The 17,203-nt window shown below is 56.6% G+C and carries 12 protein-coding genes; 11 read left to right on the forward strand and 1 reads right to left on the reverse strand.

From position 1 onward, the window contains the following. Positions 1 to 137: 137 nt before the first annotated feature. The 11 genes from ACR0K5_RS13210 to ACR0K5_RS13260 all read left to right on the forward strand — a co-directional run bounded on the left by ACR0K5_RS13210 (position 138) and on the right by ACR0K5_RS13260 (position 14,800). Positions 138 to 1,310: an ABC transporter ATP-binding protein gene (locus tag ACR0K5_RS13210; protein WP_480630114.1), complete on the forward strand. Its 1,173-nt coding sequence runs from the start codon at positions 138 to 140 to the stop codon at positions 1,308 to 1,310. A 17-nt stretch (positions 1,311 to 1,327) separates the two neighbouring features. Continuing rightward, on the forward strand, positions 1,328 to 2,470 hold the full coding sequence (locus ACR0K5_RS13215) for an extracellular solute-binding protein (RefSeq protein WP_480630115.1): 1,143 nt from the start codon (positions 1,328 to 1,330) through the stop codon (positions 2,468 to 2,470). Positions 2,471 to 2,544: 74 nt separating this feature from the next. Further along, positions 2,545 to 3,381, forward strand: coding sequence for an ABC transporter permease (locus ACR0K5_RS13220; RefSeq protein WP_480630116.1), 837 nt, complete (start codon positions 2,545 to 2,547; stop codon positions 3,379 to 3,381). After that, the gene (locus tag ACR0K5_RS13225) at positions 3,378 to 4,181 is read left to right on the forward strand and encodes an ABC transporter permease (protein ID WP_480630117.1); all 804 of its coding nucleotides are present in this window, start codon (positions 3,378 to 3,380) and stop codon (positions 4,179 to 4,181) included. Before ACR0K5_RS13220 ends, ACR0K5_RS13225 begins: the two co-directional genes overlap by 4 nt. Position 4,182: 1 nt before the next feature. Further along, positions 4,183 to 4,974, forward strand: a complete 792-nt coding sequence (locus tag ACR0K5_RS13230; protein WP_480630118.1) for an inositol monophosphatase family protein — start codon at positions 4,183 to 4,185, stop codon at positions 4,972 to 4,974. A 269-nt stretch (positions 4,975 to 5,243) separates the two neighbouring features. Then, complete coding sequence (locus tag ACR0K5_RS13235) at positions 5,244 to 6,350, forward strand: saccharopine dehydrogenase family protein (protein ID WP_480630119.1); 1,107 nt, start codon at positions 5,244 to 5,246, stop codon at positions 6,348 to 6,350. Positions 6,351 to 6,368: 18 nt separating this feature from the next. Further along, a complete protein-coding gene (gene amaB, locus ACR0K5_RS13240; RefSeq protein ID WP_480630263.1) occupies positions 6,369 to 7,865 on the forward strand; it encodes an L-piperidine-6-carboxylate dehydrogenase in 1,497 nt (498 codons plus the stop codon). Positions 7,866 to 8,114: 249 nt separating this feature from the next. Continuing rightward, complete coding sequence (iadA, locus tag ACR0K5_RS13245; RefSeq protein WP_480630120.1) at positions 8,115 to 9,281, forward strand: beta-aspartyl-peptidase; 1,167 nt, start codon at positions 8,115 to 8,117, stop codon at positions 9,279 to 9,281. A gap of 55 nt (positions 9,282 to 9,336) precedes the next feature. Then, positions 9,337 to 10,224, forward strand: coding sequence for a cyanophycinase (locus ACR0K5_RS13250; protein ID WP_480630121.1), 888 nt, complete (start codon positions 9,337 to 9,339; stop codon positions 10,222 to 10,224). Between the two features lie 23 nt (positions 10,225 to 10,247). Next, a complete protein-coding gene (gene cphA / locus ACR0K5_RS13255; RefSeq protein WP_480630122.1) occupies positions 10,248 to 13,049 on the forward strand; it encodes a cyanophycin synthetase in 2,802 nt (933 codons plus the stop codon). 14 nt (positions 13,050 to 13,063) lie between these two features. Further along, positions 13,064 to 14,800 carry a Mur ligase family protein gene (locus ACR0K5_RS13260; protein WP_480630123.1) on the forward strand — a complete coding sequence of 579 codons (1,737 nt, stop codon included), beginning with the start codon at positions 13,064 to 13,066 and terminating at the stop codon, positions 14,798 to 14,800. 136 nt (positions 14,801 to 14,936) lie between these two features. Here ACR0K5_RS13260 and ACR0K5_RS13265 read toward each other — a convergent pair whose 3' ends face one another. Next, a complete protein-coding gene (locus ACR0K5_RS13265; RefSeq protein WP_480630124.1) occupies positions 14,937 to 16,991 on the reverse strand; it encodes an alkyl/aryl-sulfatase in 2,055 nt (684 codons plus the stop codon). Positions 16,992 to 17,203: the final 212 nt, after the last annotated feature.

The following is a 17,203-nucleotide window of genomic DNA, read 5'->3' on the forward strand; positions in this document are numbered from 1 at the left end:
CAGGTCTCATTTCGAAGGGCCGGAACTTCTTTTCCGAATATCTGAAATTTGGGGTTGCGTCATAAAGGTGTCATTTCTTACCGTTACATGAACACGTGTTCACTACGTTTTTGTAGCAGAATTATGAAAGATGCAAAATGAACCTTGCTCCGGTCGACTACGAAACTTCCTCATCCACGCTCGGAGCCGAGATCAAGCTTCGCAATCTACGCGTTGGATATGCCGAGCAGGATGTGCTGTCCGACATCGATCTTGACGTGAAGGCGGGCGAGTTCATTGCCCTGCTTGGCGCATCGGGCTGTGGTAAGACCACACTGTTGCGCGCTCTGGCCGGGTTCGTTCCGGTGCGGGGCGGTTCGATTTCCGTGGATGGTCAGGATATGAGCCATACAACGCCCGAAAAGCGCGGAATGGCGATGATGTTCCAATCTTACGCATTGTGGCCGCATATGAACGTGGCCCAGAATATCGGCTATGGACTGAGACTTCGTAAGAATAACAAGACCCAGATTGCTGAACGCGTGCAGGAAATGGCTGCGCTTGTAGGGTTGGGTGATCTGATCCATCGCAAGATCGGCGCTTTGTCCGGTGGTCAGCGTCAAAGGGTGGCGCTGGCACGGGCGTTGGCGATCGACCCGCCTGTTTTGCTGCTGGATGAGCCGCTCTCCAACCTCGACGCCGGCATTCGCGCAAACATGCGTCACGAAATCCGTACATTGCAACAGCGGCTCGGTCTAACCACGGTTCTGGTGACCCATGATCGGGAAGAAGCCATGTCGATGGCCGACCGCGTGGTTATTCTGAATCAGGGCCGGATCGCGCAGGTCGGCACGCCGGAAGACGTCTTCCACACACCTGCCAACCCCTATGTCGCCCGTTTCATGGGCGCGGGAAACACGCTGCAGGCTGTCGCCACGGTGGGTGAGCAGTTTGTCGATCTGACACTGGATGGTCATACACATCGTTTGCCGATGCCCGGTCAGGACAGCACCGGGGTACATTTCCCGGATCGCGAAACCGGCTCGGTCGAGGTCCTGTTTCATAGCGATGCCGCTGAGTTGGGCAGCACGGCGCGTGACTGCTTGTCGCTTCCCGGGACAGTCCTTCAGCATTCCTATCTGGGATCGGTCTACCGTCACGAAATCCAGGTTGGTGAAACCCGGATCATGGCGGACAATCCCAACAAAATGCCCATCGGCTCAGCTGTCGATGTAAGCGTACCGGCCACGGCCTTAAGTCTGTTTCCTGCAAAGTCCCAGACAGCCGCGACCGGACATGAGGCGGCGACCCAGGCCGCGCAACACCTCTGAGACCCTGGAGAAACACCATGACTTCCAAAATTGCAAATCTTTTTACCTCGGCGGCCATAGCGCTTGCCATGGCCAGCACGGCGCATGCCGAAAACGTACTCAACGTGGCGTCTGGCGGCAGCCAGAACATGGTTGATTATGTGACCGATTATCTGGGTCCGCTGTTCGAGGAACAGAACCCGGGCTGGGAAGTGAACGTCGTCGGCACAGGTCCCGGCAACGCGGGCAGCCAAGCGATCCTTGAGAAAATCAAGGCCCAGGCCGGAAACGAGACCTGGGATACGGATGTCGTCGTCATGACTCAGCTAAAATCGGGCGAGATGGTGACAGAAGGTCTGTTGCAGAAATATGTTGGCGACATCGAGACGGGCAAGCTTGCCACGCGCGACACGTCCAAGACCGCACTGGGCACCGACGTGGAGGGTTATGTCATGCCCATGTTCCACAGCCAGACCGCAATCGCCTACAATCCCGATCTGGTCAAAAATCCGCCGGCAAGTTTCGATGAACTGAAAACCTGGACAGCGGAAAACAAAGGCGCATTCGGCTATAACGGCATCAAGAACGGTATGTCAGGCGTCGCTTTCACAGCCGCGTGGATGTATGCCTATGCCGGAAATACCGATCAGTTGATGAACGGACCCTACGACCCAGAACTGAAGAACAGCTGGGATCAGGCTCTGAACGACCTGAAAGCTTTCAACGAAAACGTCACCTTTACCCCGGGAAACGCAGGCACTCTGGACATGATGAACCGGGGCGAGATCGTGATGGGGCCGGTTTGGGTTGACATGTTCTACACGTGGCAGGCCGATGGTCGTCTGAATCCGAACCTCAAGCTGCTGCTGCCCGAACCGGGTATGCCGGGCCAGCCCTACTATTATGCGGTCCCGGCTAAGGCGGAAAACGCCGAAGCGGCGCGTAAGTTCATCGCTCTGGCCACCAGCCCCGAAGTTCAGGCCGAGGGCATCGTCAAACGCTTCAACTGGTACCCGGGCATCGACGCCCAGCATGTCGAAAACGCTCTGGATGAAGAGACCTGGAACAAGTTGTTCACTGACGTGACACCGGAAGATCTGGCTGCCAAAGGCAAACCCTTCCCGCTGGGTCCGTTCTTTGACGACATCCGCGAAGCATATGAACAAAGGGTTTCCAACTAAATCCCCCTCATGGAAACCAATGTGCGGGCCTTCTCCCATGGGGCCCGCACTCCAAACTTTTGGACTGAACCCCGATGATCACCCGAAAAGCGTCTCTGATCCTTATTGCGCCCGCAATTATCTTGCTTGCCTGCCTGTTTCTTTACCCTCTGGGCTATTCCCTGTTGTGGGCGTTCCGGGATGAGGAACTTGGCGGTTGGGGTCTGCAGAACTTCACAAAGGCCTTTGCGTTGTATTCCAATGATGTCCTCTTCACCCTGATCATCGTCAGTGTGTCGACTGTGATTATCGGCCTTCTTTCGGTTGCCATCGGCGGCTACCTGACGCTGGGCGAAAACCGCGTGGCGCTTGCCGTGCTGCGCTGGTTATATCGCTGGCCGCTGTTCATTCCGTTTGTTGTCGCGGCACAACTGATGCGGACGTTCCTCGCCAAGAACGGCATGATGAACAATATCATTGTTTCGACAGGGTTGATGGAACCGCTGCAGGCCGCCAGTTATCTGGACTGGCGCGGGATCGTGATTACTTTTGTGTGGAAACAAACACCGTTCGTGGCCTTGCTGGTCGCAGGCGCGATGGCGTCGCTGGATCGCTCTACGATCGAAGCCGCACGTAACCTGGGCGCATCGCGTCTGAGGATTCTGATTGAGATCGTGGTGCCGCAGGTCGCCACCACACTCATGGTCGGGCTGATCCTGTCTTACGTCGTGATGATGTCCGTTTTGTCCGTACCACTTATGATCAACGCACAGACACCAACGATGATCACTGTCGACATGGCATGGCGCATCAACGCCTATTCCGATTACGGCGTCGCGAACGCGCTTGGCTTCATCTCATACGCAATGACTGCGGTCATCGCCTGGGTCTATCTGCGTCAGGGCGTGCGCGAAGGAGGGAAACCCGCATGACCATCCTGCGCACAACCCTAACAGCCGTTCTGTTGGCCCTACTGGCCTTTGCAATCTTTGGGCCAATCACAAATATGCTGATCTGGTCCGTGGCCGAAACGTGGTATTTCCCGGCGAAACTCCCGCAAAGCTACGGTTTCTCTTTCTGGGAACGCGTATTCCGCCCGCAGGGCAACGCCATGGAGTCACTGTGGAGCTCGGTTCTGATTGCTTTGTTTACCGTGCTGGCGTCTCTGGTGGTTGCAATACCGGCCGGACTGGCCCTGGGACGCGGCAGCCTGCCTTGGCGGACATTCTTCCTTCTGTTGTTCCTGTTGCCGCAGGCCTTTCCATCAATTGCGGTACATATGAACATCGCCCGCATTTTCTATGGATTGGGCCTGAACGGCACCTATGGAGGTGTGGTTCTGGTTCATACGATCCAAGGGTTGGTTTTTTCGGTCTGGATCGCCACTGCCGCCTTTGCCGCCGTTGATCGAGAACTGGAGGAAGCCGCCGCAAACATGGGCGCGTCCCCTTTCACGGTTTTCCGCACCGTGACCCTGCCGCTTGCCCTTCCCGGCCTTATGGCAAGCGCCATCTTTGTCTTCCTGATCTCGCTGGACGAGTTCACCGGAACCTACTTTGTCGGTGTACCCGATATCACCACGATGCCTCTGCTGCTGTTTACAGCATCGATGGAGGGGAATTATCAAATCGCCTCGATCACAGCTCTCATTCTGCTGGTCCCCTCGGTTGGCTTCATGTTGTTCATCGAACGCTTCCTGAAATCGGACGTCCTTGCGAAGGTAGGAAGCTGACATGACCGACATCAAGAACCGATTGGACTTCGCCAAATCTCTGGCACAAGAGGCTGCGGCACTGGCTGTCCGTCTTCGAGACGAGCGCGGCGCAGAATTCATCGCCGAAAAGGGCCCGCAGGATTTCGTAACCTTCGCGGATCGCGCCGTAGAGGATCTGATCCGCAAACGCATTGCTGAACGCTGGCCATCTGACGCCATGCTGGGCGAGGAAGACGGCGTTTCAGGTTCCGGGAGCGCGCTTTGGGTTGTGGACCCGATAGACGGAACCGCCAATTTCATGCGCGGGCATCGCGACTGGGGCGTGTGCATTGCATATTTCGATGGCCAAAACATCCCTCTTGGCGTGATCTGCGCGCCGGACCTGAACATATTCGCCTGGGCATCTACAGGGAGCGGTGCCTGGCTGAACGGAGTATGCCTTAGCGTGTCAGATTGCACCGACCCGACCCGCGCAGTGTTTATGTTGGGCTGGTCAACCCGCCGCCCGGTCGCACAGCACACACTCCTGATTGAGACCTTGCTTGAAGCAGGTATTGAATACCGCCGTAACGGCTCCGCCGCAATCAGCCTCATGGCCGTGGCAACGGGCCAGGCCGAGGGGTATTATGAGGCTCATCTGAACGCGTGGGATGCCTTTGCGGCAATTCCGATAATCTCGGAAGCAGGTGGGCAGGTAGATTGTGCACCGTTGGACGAGTTCCTGAAAAGCGGAAGCCGGATAATGGCTTGTAGCACTGGTGTGCTGGACACATTCCGGCATCTCACTGACGACGAAACAAGCACCATGTAATTGTTGAAGTTACCAAAAGGCACCGGGGGCATTTTGCTCCGTTACATTCCTTTTACCGCTAGCTCTTTGACACATAACGAAAGTGCACCGCTTTAGCCCTACAATGCTCATGTACTGATCAGACATGTGCGTGGAAATCAGGGGCACGACATTTTTACGCTTTTTCCGTCATTATGACACATCAAACAACCAATTCGTCACATTGGCACCTATAAACTGCCGCGTCTTCCCGTCACCCTCAGGACAGTATGGAAAACACGGAGATTCTGATGTCCTGGAATGTGTGCGTGGTCGGGGCTGGAAAGATCGGGCAGATGATCGCAACCCTGCTGAAAGGGTCACCGAATTACTCTGTGACTGTGGCAGATCATGATCTGAAGGCTCTTGGCGATATCGCAAAAATGGGCGTTGGCACCAAGCAGATCGATGCTAAAGACGCGGATGGTCTGGCCCGAGAATTAAACGGATTCGATGCCGTCATCTCGGCGGCCCCGTTCTTTCTGACCCCTATGATTGCCGAAGCCGCCAAAACGGCCGGCGCGCATTATTTTGACCTGACCGAAGATGTTGCGGCCACAAATGCAGTACGCGAACTTGCCGAGGACAGCGAGACTGCGTTTATGCCTCAGTGTGGGTTAGCACCGGGGTTCGTCGGCATCGCCGGGGCTTCGCTTGCGGCGGAGTTTGACGAGATTGACAGCCTGCATATGCGGGTGGGCGCGCTGCCGCTCTACCCGACCAATGCACTGAAATACAATCTGACCTGGTCGACCGACGGATTGATCAACGAGTACTGTAACCCATGCGATGCCATCGTGAATGGTAAGCTGGTCAAGACCGCACCGCTGGAGGATTACGAAGTACTGGGCCATGACGGCGTGGAATATGAATGCTTCAACACCTCGGGCGGTCTGGGTACTTTGCCGGAGACGCTGGAAGGCAAAGCGCGGGCCGTGTCTTATAGATCGATCCGCTATCCCGGCCATTGCGATATCCTGAAGCTGCTTTTGAACGATCTGGGGCTGGAACGCCGCCGCGACCTTCTGAAGGAAATCTTCGAGGCCGCCCTGCCCCGCACCGATCAAGATGTGGTGCTGGTTTACTGCACCGCCAAGGGCATGATTGATGGTGTGCTGCGCGAGAAATCCCTGATCAACAAGTCCTTTGCCCGGTCCATCAACGGACAGGTCTGGAGCGCCATTCAGGTCACCACCGCCGCAGGTGTTCTGGGGGTGGTCGATCTGATGCGCAGCGGAGCCCTCCCTTCGAAAGGATTTGTCCGTCAGGAACAAGTCAAACTGAACGCATTCCTGAACACTGAATTTGGCCGGCTGTATCGCGCTGGCGACGTAACCGAACAAAACAAGGCGGCCTGAGATATGAAAGACATCGTAATGACAGCTCAATCAACGCTTGCAAATCTGGATCTGACCGAGGCCGAACTGACTGGCGGCACGCTGAAGGTAACATCCCCGATTGACGGCAGCCTGTTGGCCGAACTACCCGAGACACCGGTCACTGACATGGATGCCATCTTTTCTCGCGCCAAAGCCGCGTTCAAGGAGTGGCGTGTCGTCCCTGCCCCGCGCCGGGGTGAGTTGATCCGATTGTTGGGCGAAGAACTGCGCGCTGCCAAGGATGACTTGGGCGCGTTGGTCAGTTGGGAAGCTGGCAAGATCACCTCGGAAGGTCTGGGTGAAGTGCAAGAGATGATCGACATCTGTGACTTTGCTGTGGGTCTGTCGCGTCAACTCTATGGTCTGACCATCGCGTCCGAGCGTCCCGGCCACCGGATGATGGAGACGTGGCATCCTGCGGGTCCGGTCGGCGTGATCTCGGCATTCAACTTCCCGGTTGCGGTTTGGTCGTGGAACGCTGCATTGGCAATTGTATGCGGTGATCCTGTGATCTGGAAACCGTCCGAAAAGACCCCGCTGACGGCGCTTGCGTGCCAGAAGATTTTCGAGCGCGCCTTGGCCCGTTTTGGCGACGCCCCGGACAGTCTGCTGCAAACGCTTATCGGTGGCGCTGATCTGGGTGAAACACTGGTGGCCAGCGAACATGTTCCAGTGATCTCGGCCACCGGTTCCACCCGAATGGGCCGGGCGGTGGCCCCTATCGTGGCACAGCGTTTTGGCAAGTGCATTCTGGAGCTGGGCGGCAATAACGCGATGATCGTCGGGCCTTCGGCTGATCTGGAAATGGCAGTGCGCGCGATTGTCTTCTCGGCTGTCGGCACCGCTGGTCAGCGCTGCACCACGCTGCGCCGTCTGATCGTGCATAACTCGATCCGCGAGGAATTGGTGAGCCGACTGAAAAAGGCATATGCGGATCTGCCTATTGGCAACCCCCTGACCGAAGGCACGCTGATTGGGCCTCTGGTGGACGAAGCGTCAGGCGCCGCGATGACTGCAGCACTGAAATCTGCCGAGGCCGAAGGCGGTTCGGTGTTCGGCGGCAATCGCGTCACCGCAGACGTTCCGTCGGGTGTCTATATGGAACCTGCAATTGTCGAGATGCCCGGTCAGACAGCGACAGTGAAAACCGAAACCTTTGCGCCGATCCTTTACGTTATGGGCTATGACGATTTCGACGATGCGTTGGAACTTCAGAATGACGTGCCGCAAGGTCTTTCCTCCTGCGTGTTTACCCTGAACATGCGCGAGGCAGAGCAGTTCCTGACCGCTGCCGGGTCCGACTGTGGCATCGCCAACGTCAACATCGGACCTTCAGGGGCCGAGATCGGTGGCGCCTTCGGCGGAGAGAAGGAAACCGGCGGCGGACGCGAAAGCGGTTCGGACGCTTGGAAAGCTTATATGCGCCGCCAGACCAATACCGTGAACTACTCAGCCGAACTACCACTGGCACAGGGTGTCAAGTTCGACATCTAAGCGTCATTGGAAAGTCGTTGGCGCGACAACTTCGGCAACTTCGGCAACTTGCGGAAATTCACCCGGGATTACCACGTCCCGGGTGATTTTTTTGAGCGCTGCTCCAGCACGTAAAGTTTCAATCCAGTTCACAGAGTTGCCGTGCTTTCATTGTTAGTGTTTGCACCGGTGCAGTGTGTATCGTGACCTTGTGAATTGGGTTCAAGGGTGCAAAACACCTGTCGTTACCCCATTCGACGGAAATGAAATGTGCTGAAACTCATAAAGAACGCTCTCATCTACACACCTGACCCTTTTGGCATCGGCCACATTGTTACGGCGGACGAACGCATCATTTACCTGGGAGCTGCGGTGCCTGAATTGCCGGACCTGTTTCAGGTCGAAGTTTTTGATGCCGAAGGTGCTTCGGTTATTCCAGGGCTGATTGATGGCCATGCACATATCACCGGCGGTGGTGGTGAAACCGGACCGGCCAGCCGGGTGCCCCCAATGGTTTTGTCCTCTTTCACTCGCTCCGGTGTAACCTCGGTCGTGGGTGTCTTGGGCACGGATGACCTGACCCGCAACACCCAGACATTGGTCCAGCAGGCGTATGGCTTACGCGAAGAAGGGCTTTCGGCGTGGTGTCACACAGGCGGCTATCACGTTCCCCTGACCACACTTACCGGTTCGGCGCGCGGCGATATCGTGTTCCTCGACCCCGTTATCGGCGTGGGCGAACTGGCAATCAGCGATCATCGTTCCAGCCAGCCGACGCTGGACGAGTTCTTGCGCATTGCAAGCGAGGCGCATGTCGCAGGCCTTATGACTGGCAAAGCGGGAATTGTTCACTGCCATATGGGTGATGGTGAACGCGGCCTTTCGATGCTTGAGCAGGCGATTACAACCTGCGAAATCCCAACTCGTGTCTTCAATCCGACCCATGTTAATCGCAACAAACCCCTGTTTGAACAGGCTGTCGCGCTGGCTCGACATGGCTGTTATATCGATGCCACTGCCTTTCCCTGTGAACATGTGGAGCCCGGAATTTCGGCCGCGGAGGCCTATGTCCAGTTTCGCAATGCAGGCGGGCGAGCGGATCGGTTCACCATCAGCTCTGACGGCGGCGGCTGCCTGCCCGCCTTTGATAAAGAAGGCAACCTGACACGTTTCGGCATCGGACTTTCGGATACTCTTCCCGAAACGTTAAGGGAACTGACTGACAGCGGCATTGCACTTTCCGATGCGCTGGCCCCGTTCACCTCAAATGTGGCCGCCCTGCTGAAACTGCAACGTAAAGGGCGTTTGAAGGCGGGAATGGACGCCGATCTGGTGGTTCTTGACGAAAACCTTGCTGTACGGCATGTGATGGCCCGGGGGGAATGGCATGTCCGCGATGGCCTAATAGCCCGGCGCGGCATGTATGAACAGATTTAAGCGTCCGTGCGGTCCCCGGTGACTGCCCGCTTCAGCACCGGAAGGTAGTTAAGATATGTGCCCTGCACCCGTTGATGCAGAAACCCCGCGCGGGTTTATTATCCCGATCGGCGGCGGCGAAGACCGCGTCAAGGAAATGCAGATCCATCGTAAGTTCGTGGAGCTTTCCGGCGGCAAGGACGCGGATATTGTCGTGATTCCGACGGCCTCGATGCTGGAGGAAACCGGACCGGACTATAATCGCATCTTTTCCGAACTGGGTGCGGGCAAGGTCGAGTTTCTGCCCATTTCGCGCAGGGCCGATTGTGACAACCCTGATTATGTCGAGATGCTGGATCGTGCGACCGGGATATTCATGACCGGTGGGAACCAATTGCGCCTGTCAGCGATTCTGGGTGGCACTCTGGTCGCCCAAAAAATTCGCCGACGGAACGCAGCCGGTGTACCGGTTGCCGGAACTTCGGCGGGTGCATCAATCATGTCCGAACATATGGTGGCGGGTGGCAGCAGCAACTCGGCCCCGGCGGAAGGCAACATCACACTTGCACCGGGCATGGGCCTGACCAATGCCGTGATCATAGATCAGCATTTCACGCAGCGAAACAGGCTTGGACGTCTGCTAACTGCTTCATCTTTCAACCCATTTCTGATCGGGCTGGGAATTGACGAAGACACGGCGGCCTTCATCGGGCCCGACAATGTCTTTGAAGTCGTCGGCAGCGGTTCGGTTACCGTGGTGGATGCCAGCCAGTTAACGCATTCGTCGATGTGGGATGCCCGCCGTGGCGAAGCGCTGAGCCTGCTTGGACTTCGGCTTGACGTTCTGGGCGAAGGGTGCCGTTATGATCTGATGGCTCGCCAGGCTTTTCCGCCGGATGAGCATATGGCGTTCTGCACATTGCCGGATTTGTCCGGGGATGAGGCCGCCAGCGGGGGGGAATAAAAAGCTAACTAACGGGGAGCCTCATGAAAATAATCTCGACCAATGTCTTTGTCGGCCCGAATGTCTGGGCAAGTTTTCCGGTCATTCGCCATGTCATCGATCTGGGTGTTCTGGAAGAGTGGCCTTCGGCAAAAATTGGTACCGAGTTTATAGACGCACTGATCGAGGCGCTTCCCGGTCTGGCTGAACATGGCTGTTCTTATCGCGAACCCGGCGGGTTTATCCGTCGCCTGCGCGAAGATGAAGGAACCTGGCTGGGCCATGTGCTGGAACATTGCGCAATCGAAGTTCAAAACGTAGCCGGCTCCGATGTGACCTTTGGGCGAACGCGTGGCACAGGCGAACCCGGCCAGTACAACATGGTTTATGAATACCGTCAGCGTGATGTTGGTCTGGACGCTGGTAAGCTGGCAATGCGGCTGCTTATGCATCTGCTACCGCAATCCCTGAAGGATCAGGTGGATTACGATTTCGACCCTGACTTCAACTGGGACGATGAGCTGCGCAGCTTTGTTCTGCGGGCACAGCGCAAAGAATTCGGCCCGTCGACCGGGTCACTGGTCAAGGCGGCGCAAGAGCGCGACATTCCATGGATCAGACTCAACTCCGGTTCACTGGTGCAGTTCGGGCACGGCAAGTTTCAGAAACGTATTCAGGCAACCATCACGTCCGAGACCAAACATATCTCGGTCGAGATATCCTGCGACAAGGAAGACACCCACAACCTGCTGAACGATCTTGGCCTGCCGGTACCACAGCAGCGCATGGTCTATTCCGCACGCGAAGCCGTGCGCGCTGCCGGACGAATTGGACACCCGGTGGTCGTCAAGCCTCTGAACGCCAATCATGGGCGGGGTGTTTCAATCAATCTGAACTCGGACGAAGAGGTCGAGGCCGGCTTTGCCGAAGCCAAGGAGCATTCCCGCAGCCGTGCCATTCTGGTGGAAAGCTTCATCACCGGCTTTGATCACAGGATGCTTGTCGTGAACAACAAGCTGGTCGCAGTGGCAAAGCGGGTACCGGGGCATGTGGTGGGCGACGGCTCACATACGATTGCAGAGCTGGTCGATATCGTAAACCAGGACCCGCGCCGGGGGATTGGGCACGAAAAAGTGCTGACCATGCTGGAGATCGACAATCAGGCCAGACGCCTGATGGAAAACGCAGGCGTTACTGAAGAGACCGTACTGCCGGATGGTGAGATCTTCTATCTGCGATCAACCGCAAACCTTTCGACCGGCGGCACAGCAATTGACCTGACGGATGTCGTGCATCCCGACAACCGTGACATGGCCGAACGCGCCATCATGGCGGTTGGTCTGGATGTGGGTGGCGTCGACTTCCTGATCGACGACATCACCAAATCTTACAAGGATATCGGTGGCGCAATCGTTGAAGTGAACGCGGCCCCCGGTTTCCGAATGCACGTGGCCCCGTCCGAGGGACAGCCGCGCGATGTGGCCGGCAAAGTGATCGACATGCTGTTTCCGGCCAATGAAGAAACCCGCATCCCGATCGCCGCGATCACCGGCACCAACGGTAAGACGACGACGTCCCGGATGCTGGGCCATATCATGAAGACCAGCGGCAAGACTGTTGGCATGACCTCGACCGACGGTGTGTATGTAGACGGAAAACTGAGCGTTAAGGGGGACATGACCGGGCCAAAATCCGCTCAAATAGTCCTGCGCGACCCGATGGTTGATTTTGCGGTGATGGAGACGGCGCGCGGCGGGCTTGTGCGGTCGGGTCTGGGGTACCAACGCTCGAACGTGGCAGCTTGTCTGAACGTCTCGGCAGACCATCTGGGCCTTGGCGGTATCAACACCGTCGAAGAACTGGCAGTGGTCAAACGCGTGGTGGTGGAAAGCGCCACTGATACGGCGGTTCTGAATGCAGATGACATCAACTGTCTGAAAATGGCCGATTATGCCGGGGCGGATCAGATTTTCTACGTCACGACCAATCCCGGCCACAGCCTAGTCAAGGAACATATCAAGGCGGGCGGCAAGGCCATCGTGCTGGAAAAAGGCATGAATGGCGACATGCTGACCATTTATGACAACGGGCTTCATATCCCTGTCCTGTGGTCGCACCTGATCCCCGCCGCACTGGAAGGCAAAGCGATCTTCAACGTTCAAAACGCAATGTTTGCTGCAGCCATGGCTTATAGTTTCGGCGTCGATCTGGACAACATCCGCCATGGGCTGCGCACATTCGACACCAGCTATTTCCAGGCTCCGGGCCGGATGAACGTCTATGACGAGCATCCTTTCAAGGTGATCCTGGATTACGGTCATAACCCCGCCGCGCTGAAAGCGATGGCTGCGCTGGCGGATCAATTGGAGATCAAAGGCCGCAGGCTTTGTGTGGTTGCGATGCCCGGAGACCGACGGGATGAAGATATCGTTGATGGAGCTGCCGTTCTGGCCGGGCATTTTGACCATTTTATCTGCAAGGCAGATGACCGCCGCAGAGGTCGAGGGCACGACGAAGTACCGCAAATGATGCGTCAGGCCCTGATCGACAATGGGGTGGACAACGACGCGATCACAATCATCCCGGATGAGGTGGAGGCGGTGAACGCCGGGTTGGAACAGGCGGCACCCGGAGATCTGTTGGTGATTTTCGGCGACGACACCACCCGCTGCTGGAAACAGATCATTTACTTCAACTCTGATGGCGAAGTACCCGAATCCGAAGATACGCCAAAGGCCAAACCCGTCGACACCTCGTTCGAGGACATGTTCGAGAGCGACCAGAACCTGATCCGGGACGAGCGCGGCGTGCGTCTGGCTCGTGAGATCAGCGAAGACGCCGACTGAGCGGGGGCACCGGAATGGACCGGATCGAAGAGCTTGAAACCGCGCTGAATATTGTAAGCGCGACTGCTGATCATATTCAGGTGGATGATGCCCGGCGTTTGACTGGGCCCGGCATGCTATGGAATAGGCCCGGCGCGGTCATGGATGTGTTTTTCACAGAGATTGACCCATCTCGGGTCTCCGCACTGTGGGAGAAAAATGCACGCCGTGTGCTGGACGCGCTTGGCTGGCAGGATCAGAACCTGACGCATCGCACATTTACCGGCGGCGTCAATCTGGCGATTTCTGCGCCTATGGATCAGCTGTATTCAGCGATCTTCGCGGCACAAACGGCGTGGCACTTCTGTGCCGCCGAGTTGTTGGGCGCGACGCCCGGTGACTTTGATCAAATGGTGGCTGATGTCAAAGGCGTCATGGCCAAAGAAGCCAATCCCAGCCTGATCGCTCTGACCGCGGCGGCTGAAGCGCATGGCGTGGATGTTCTGTGTGACGATGATGAGATTTCAATCGGGCACGGCACGGGCAGTCAGGTCTGGCTGGTCGATGCGCTGCCCGCCCCTTGTGACGTAGACTGGTCCAGTCTTCACAATATTCCAGTTGCGTTCATCACCGGTACCAACGGCAAGACCACGACGACCCGGTTGCTTGAGGCAATAGCCCGCGCCTCGGGCAAGGTGGCGGGGCTGACCTCGACCGAGTTTGTGCGGGTCGGCGACGACATTCTGGACCGTGGCGACTACTCGGGCCCTGGCGGCGGACGGATGCTGTTGCGCGATAAACGGCTGGAAATTGCGTGCCTTGAAGTGGCCCGTGGTGGCATCCTGCGACGTGGTTTACCTACCCGCGCGGCTACGGCGGCGGCTGTCACCAACGTCGCGAATGACCATTTGGGGCAATACGGCGTCAACACGGTTCCCGAACTGGCGCAGGCGAAGTTTGCCGTGCACCGAACGCTGGCAGAAGGTGGCGTGCTGGCCTTGAACGCTGACGATGCGTATGTCCGTGCCGAGGCAAAAAACACATCAGCGAATATCTGGTGGTTTTCCTTGGATGCTCAAACGGATCTGATCCGCGAGGCGCGCGGTTCCGGCAAATGCTGCGCCTATGTGCAGCAGGACAATATCGTGTTTTTCGACGGCACGACCGAGCAGGTGGTGGTTGCAGTGTCAGATGTGCCCCTGACCATGGGCGGGGCGGCGAAATACAACATCCTGAATGCATTGGCAGCCATGTGCCTTGCACTGGCGCTGGACCTTCCTCTTCAGGCCGTGCGGGGTGGGTTAACGGGCTTCAAACCCGATGCAAAAGACAATCCGGGGCGCTGCAACGAGTTTCACTATAGTGACGCGCGCGTTTTTGTAGATTTCGCGCATAACCCGCACTCGATTTCCGCCGTGTGCGACGCGCTGTCCGGCCTTCCGGCAAAACGTCGCTTTATCATGCTCAGCCATGCGGGGGACAGATCGGATCAGGACATTCGGGACGTCACAGCGACGGCTTTGAAATTTCAGCCGGACGTGGTCGTTGCTGCCGAATTGGAGGGCTATCTGAGAGGTCGCCAGATGGGAGAAATCCCGGACCTGATCGAAAAGACAGCCTTGGAGCACGGGTATAGCAATGAACAGATTCAAAGAGCTCTGTCCCCTTCTCAGGCAGCGGCCAAAATTCTGGAACAGTTGGAGCCGGGCGATCTGGCATTGTTGTTGGTTCTATCCGAACGCGACGCTGTGCTCGGAATGCTCGAAAACTAAGTGAAACACTCTCTTGAACGTCTGGTTGGTTCAGTCGAAGAGTGAATCAAACCGACGCCAGGATCGCGGCAGCTAAAGTACTGCTGCCACGAAATGGTGTCGGCTTGATGTTTGGCTTCTTCAATCAACGAGGAATTTATCCACCGTTCGAGTTCGCCAGCGGCGGCTGGGCAAAGTCATTTGCCGGAGCTGTCAGATCCTTGGCACCGGTGCCGGGCATCAATTCAAACCCGATATCGAACTGGTCCAGGGTCGAAGCCAATTGCGCTACGATATCCGCGTTGCCTTCGGATTTTGCAGTCCCGTCGGCCAGCATATCGATCAGTTTACGTTCCCCTGTCATGACCTTTTCCAGATCGGCTCGCTTCAAGCTAACCGACAGATCAGCATTTGGAGCTGTTTGATCAACAATGTGGGTCAGAGTGGCATTGCTCATTTCGATTACAATGTTCTCATCCCGGTCCGGAATCGACAGGTTTATCGTGAATTCCATATCAGCAGCTTTGGCGCTGTTGACGCGAATACCGAGGAAATCCAGCCACATCGTGGTCTGCATTGCCTTGATGGTATCCGGCCCCGTCGTTTCGATGGTCGCACCCTGCGGGATGCCGTTGCGAAGCTCATAAGCTGCGCCCAGGAACGAATTGCGGACCGAAGGGCTTTCTTTCTGGTATCCGATCTGCTCGAACGCATCGGCCAGCAGATCCTTCGCAGCCTGATTTCCAGCTTCGGCATAAACAAGCTTGTTCAAAATCTCGGTGGCTTCCAGATATCTGCCGGTATCCACCAGTTCCTGTCCTTTTGCCAAGATCGGTTTGGCACCGCCCATCATCTCGACATACAACGGCGCGCTGTCTTCTGGCGACAAGGGCGTAAGGGTTGTCGGGTTGGCGTCCCAATAACCAAGGTAGCGATTAATCACCGCGCGGCTGTTATGCTCGACCGAGCCGTGATAGCTGCGCGCCGCCCATTGCTGCTGCAGGCTTTCCGGCACCTCATAGACATTGTGCACCTGATTGATGGTGACACCTTTGTTGGCGAGGTTCAGAACGCCATTGTTGAGGTTGGCATAGGTATCGCGCTGCGCCCGCATCACTTCCTGGATTCGATCATTGCCAAACCGTGGCCAGGAGTGAGAAGCAAACATCAGCTCCGCCTCCTGGCCGAACTCGTACAACGCATCGTTGATGTGTTTGGACCACATCAACGCATCCCGAACCAGCGCACCGCGCAGGGTGTAAATGTTATGGATTGTGCCAGTGATGTTTTCCGCCGCCCAGAACGCCTTGAGGTCGGGGAAATAGGTATTCATCTCGGCCGGTGCTTCGGTGCCAGGCGTGTTCTGGAAGATCATGCGCACGCCGTCGATTGTAATCTCTTCATAATCGTCCGAAACATAGCGGGTCGGCTCGATCAGGCCGGTTGTCCCGGCCGAGATGTTCTTGCCGATCGACTGGTCCACGTGACCGTATGGGTTGCGCGGCAGCAACACGCCGTATTGGAAGAACAGGCGGCGGTTCATCACGTTGCCCGCATAGACGTTTTCGGAAACGGCATGTTCCATGAAACCTTCGGGCGCGATGATCTCGACCCCATTGGCAACGTCTTCATCGGTGATGATACCACGGACGCCACCATAGTGGTCAGCGTGCGAATGCGAATAGACGACGGCCTTGATCGGCAGTTCGCCAACGGTGTCGTTCAGCAGTTTCAACGCAGCAGCTGCGGTTTCCTTCGAGGCCAGAGGATCAAAGATGATCCAGCCGGTTTCGCCCCGGATGAATGAGATGTTTGAGAGATCAAACCCGCGAACCTGATAGATCTTACCTTCCTGAATTTCAAACAAACCGTAGTTCATGTTCAGGATCGCCTGACGCTGAAGCGAAGGGTGGATTGAGTCGAATTCCTGCCCTTCTTGCAACAGGAAGTCATAGCTGCCGATATCCCAGGCCACAGTTCCATTTTCGGTCTTGATCTGGCGGTAATCGGGAACCGCAATCAGACCTTTGCGGCTTTCTTCGAAATCGCGCTCATCCTCAAAGGGCAGAGCGTCGCGCATAAGCTCCTGAAATTCAGTAGTGAAGCGCGACGGCAGTTTGCCCTTGGGGTCAAAATGCTCTTGCGCGGACGCTGCACCAGCAGTCAGGATCAATAGTGCAGCAGTCAGATTAATTTTGTATCGGCGTGCCATTTGCAGACGGCTCCTGTCGAAGTGAAGTCAAAACGGAAACGGCAAGGAAGCACTGTAGTAACCGTATCACGAGGTAATAATCCGGTCGTAGACGTGCTGCGGCTGTATCTTGCGAATACAAAAGCCTGTTCCTTGGCGCTCCGGCGCCTGCCAGCGTGGCAAACTGCCCGCCCGTGTTATCCGTGAAATCACTCATAGGAAGTGCGAACATG

The organism is Ruegeria sp. AB9 (genome assembly GCF_056542585.1).

Excerpts from the sequence above, each read along its gene's own strand:
- ACR0K5_RS13250 (WP_480630121.1), top strand. The coding sequence starts at position 9,337 with ATGTGCCCTGCACCCGTTGATGCAGAAACCCCGCGCGGGTTTATTATC.
- ACR0K5_RS13260 (WP_480630123.1), top strand. The coding sequence starts at position 13,064 with ATGGACCGGATCGAAGAGCTTGAAACCGCGCTGAATATTGTAAGCGCG.
- ACR0K5_RS13225 (WP_480630117.1), top strand. The coding sequence starts at position 3,378 with ATGACCATCCTGCGCACAACCCTAACAGCCGTTCTGTTGGCCCTACTG.
- ACR0K5_RS13235 (WP_480630119.1), top strand. The coding sequence starts at position 5,244 with ATGTCCTGGAATGTGTGCGTGGTCGGGGCTGGAAAGATCGGGCAGATG.
- ACR0K5_RS13210 (WP_480630114.1), top strand. The coding sequence starts at position 138 with ATGAACCTTGCTCCGGTCGACTACGAAACTTCCTCATCCACGCTCGGA.
- ACR0K5_RS13215 (WP_480630115.1), top strand. The coding sequence starts at position 1,328 with ATGACTTCCAAAATTGCAAATCTTTTTACCTCGGCGGCCATAGCGCTT.
- ACR0K5_RS13230 (WP_480630118.1), top strand. The coding sequence starts at position 4,183 with ATGACCGACATCAAGAACCGATTGGACTTCGCCAAATCTCTGGCACAA.
- ACR0K5_RS13265 (WP_480630124.1), bottom strand. The coding sequence starts at position 16,991 with ATGGCACGCCGATACAAAATTAATCTGACTGCTGCACTATTGATCCTG.
- amaB (WP_480630263.1), top strand. The coding sequence starts at position 6,369 with ATGACAGCTCAATCAACGCTTGCAAATCTGGATCTGACCGAGGCCGAA.
- cphA (WP_480630122.1), top strand. The coding sequence starts at position 10,248 with ATGAAAATAATCTCGACCAATGTCTTTGTCGGCCCGAATGTCTGGGCA.
- ACR0K5_RS13220 (WP_480630116.1), top strand. The coding sequence starts at position 2,545 with ATGATCACCCGAAAAGCGTCTCTGATCCTTATTGCGCCCGCAATTATC.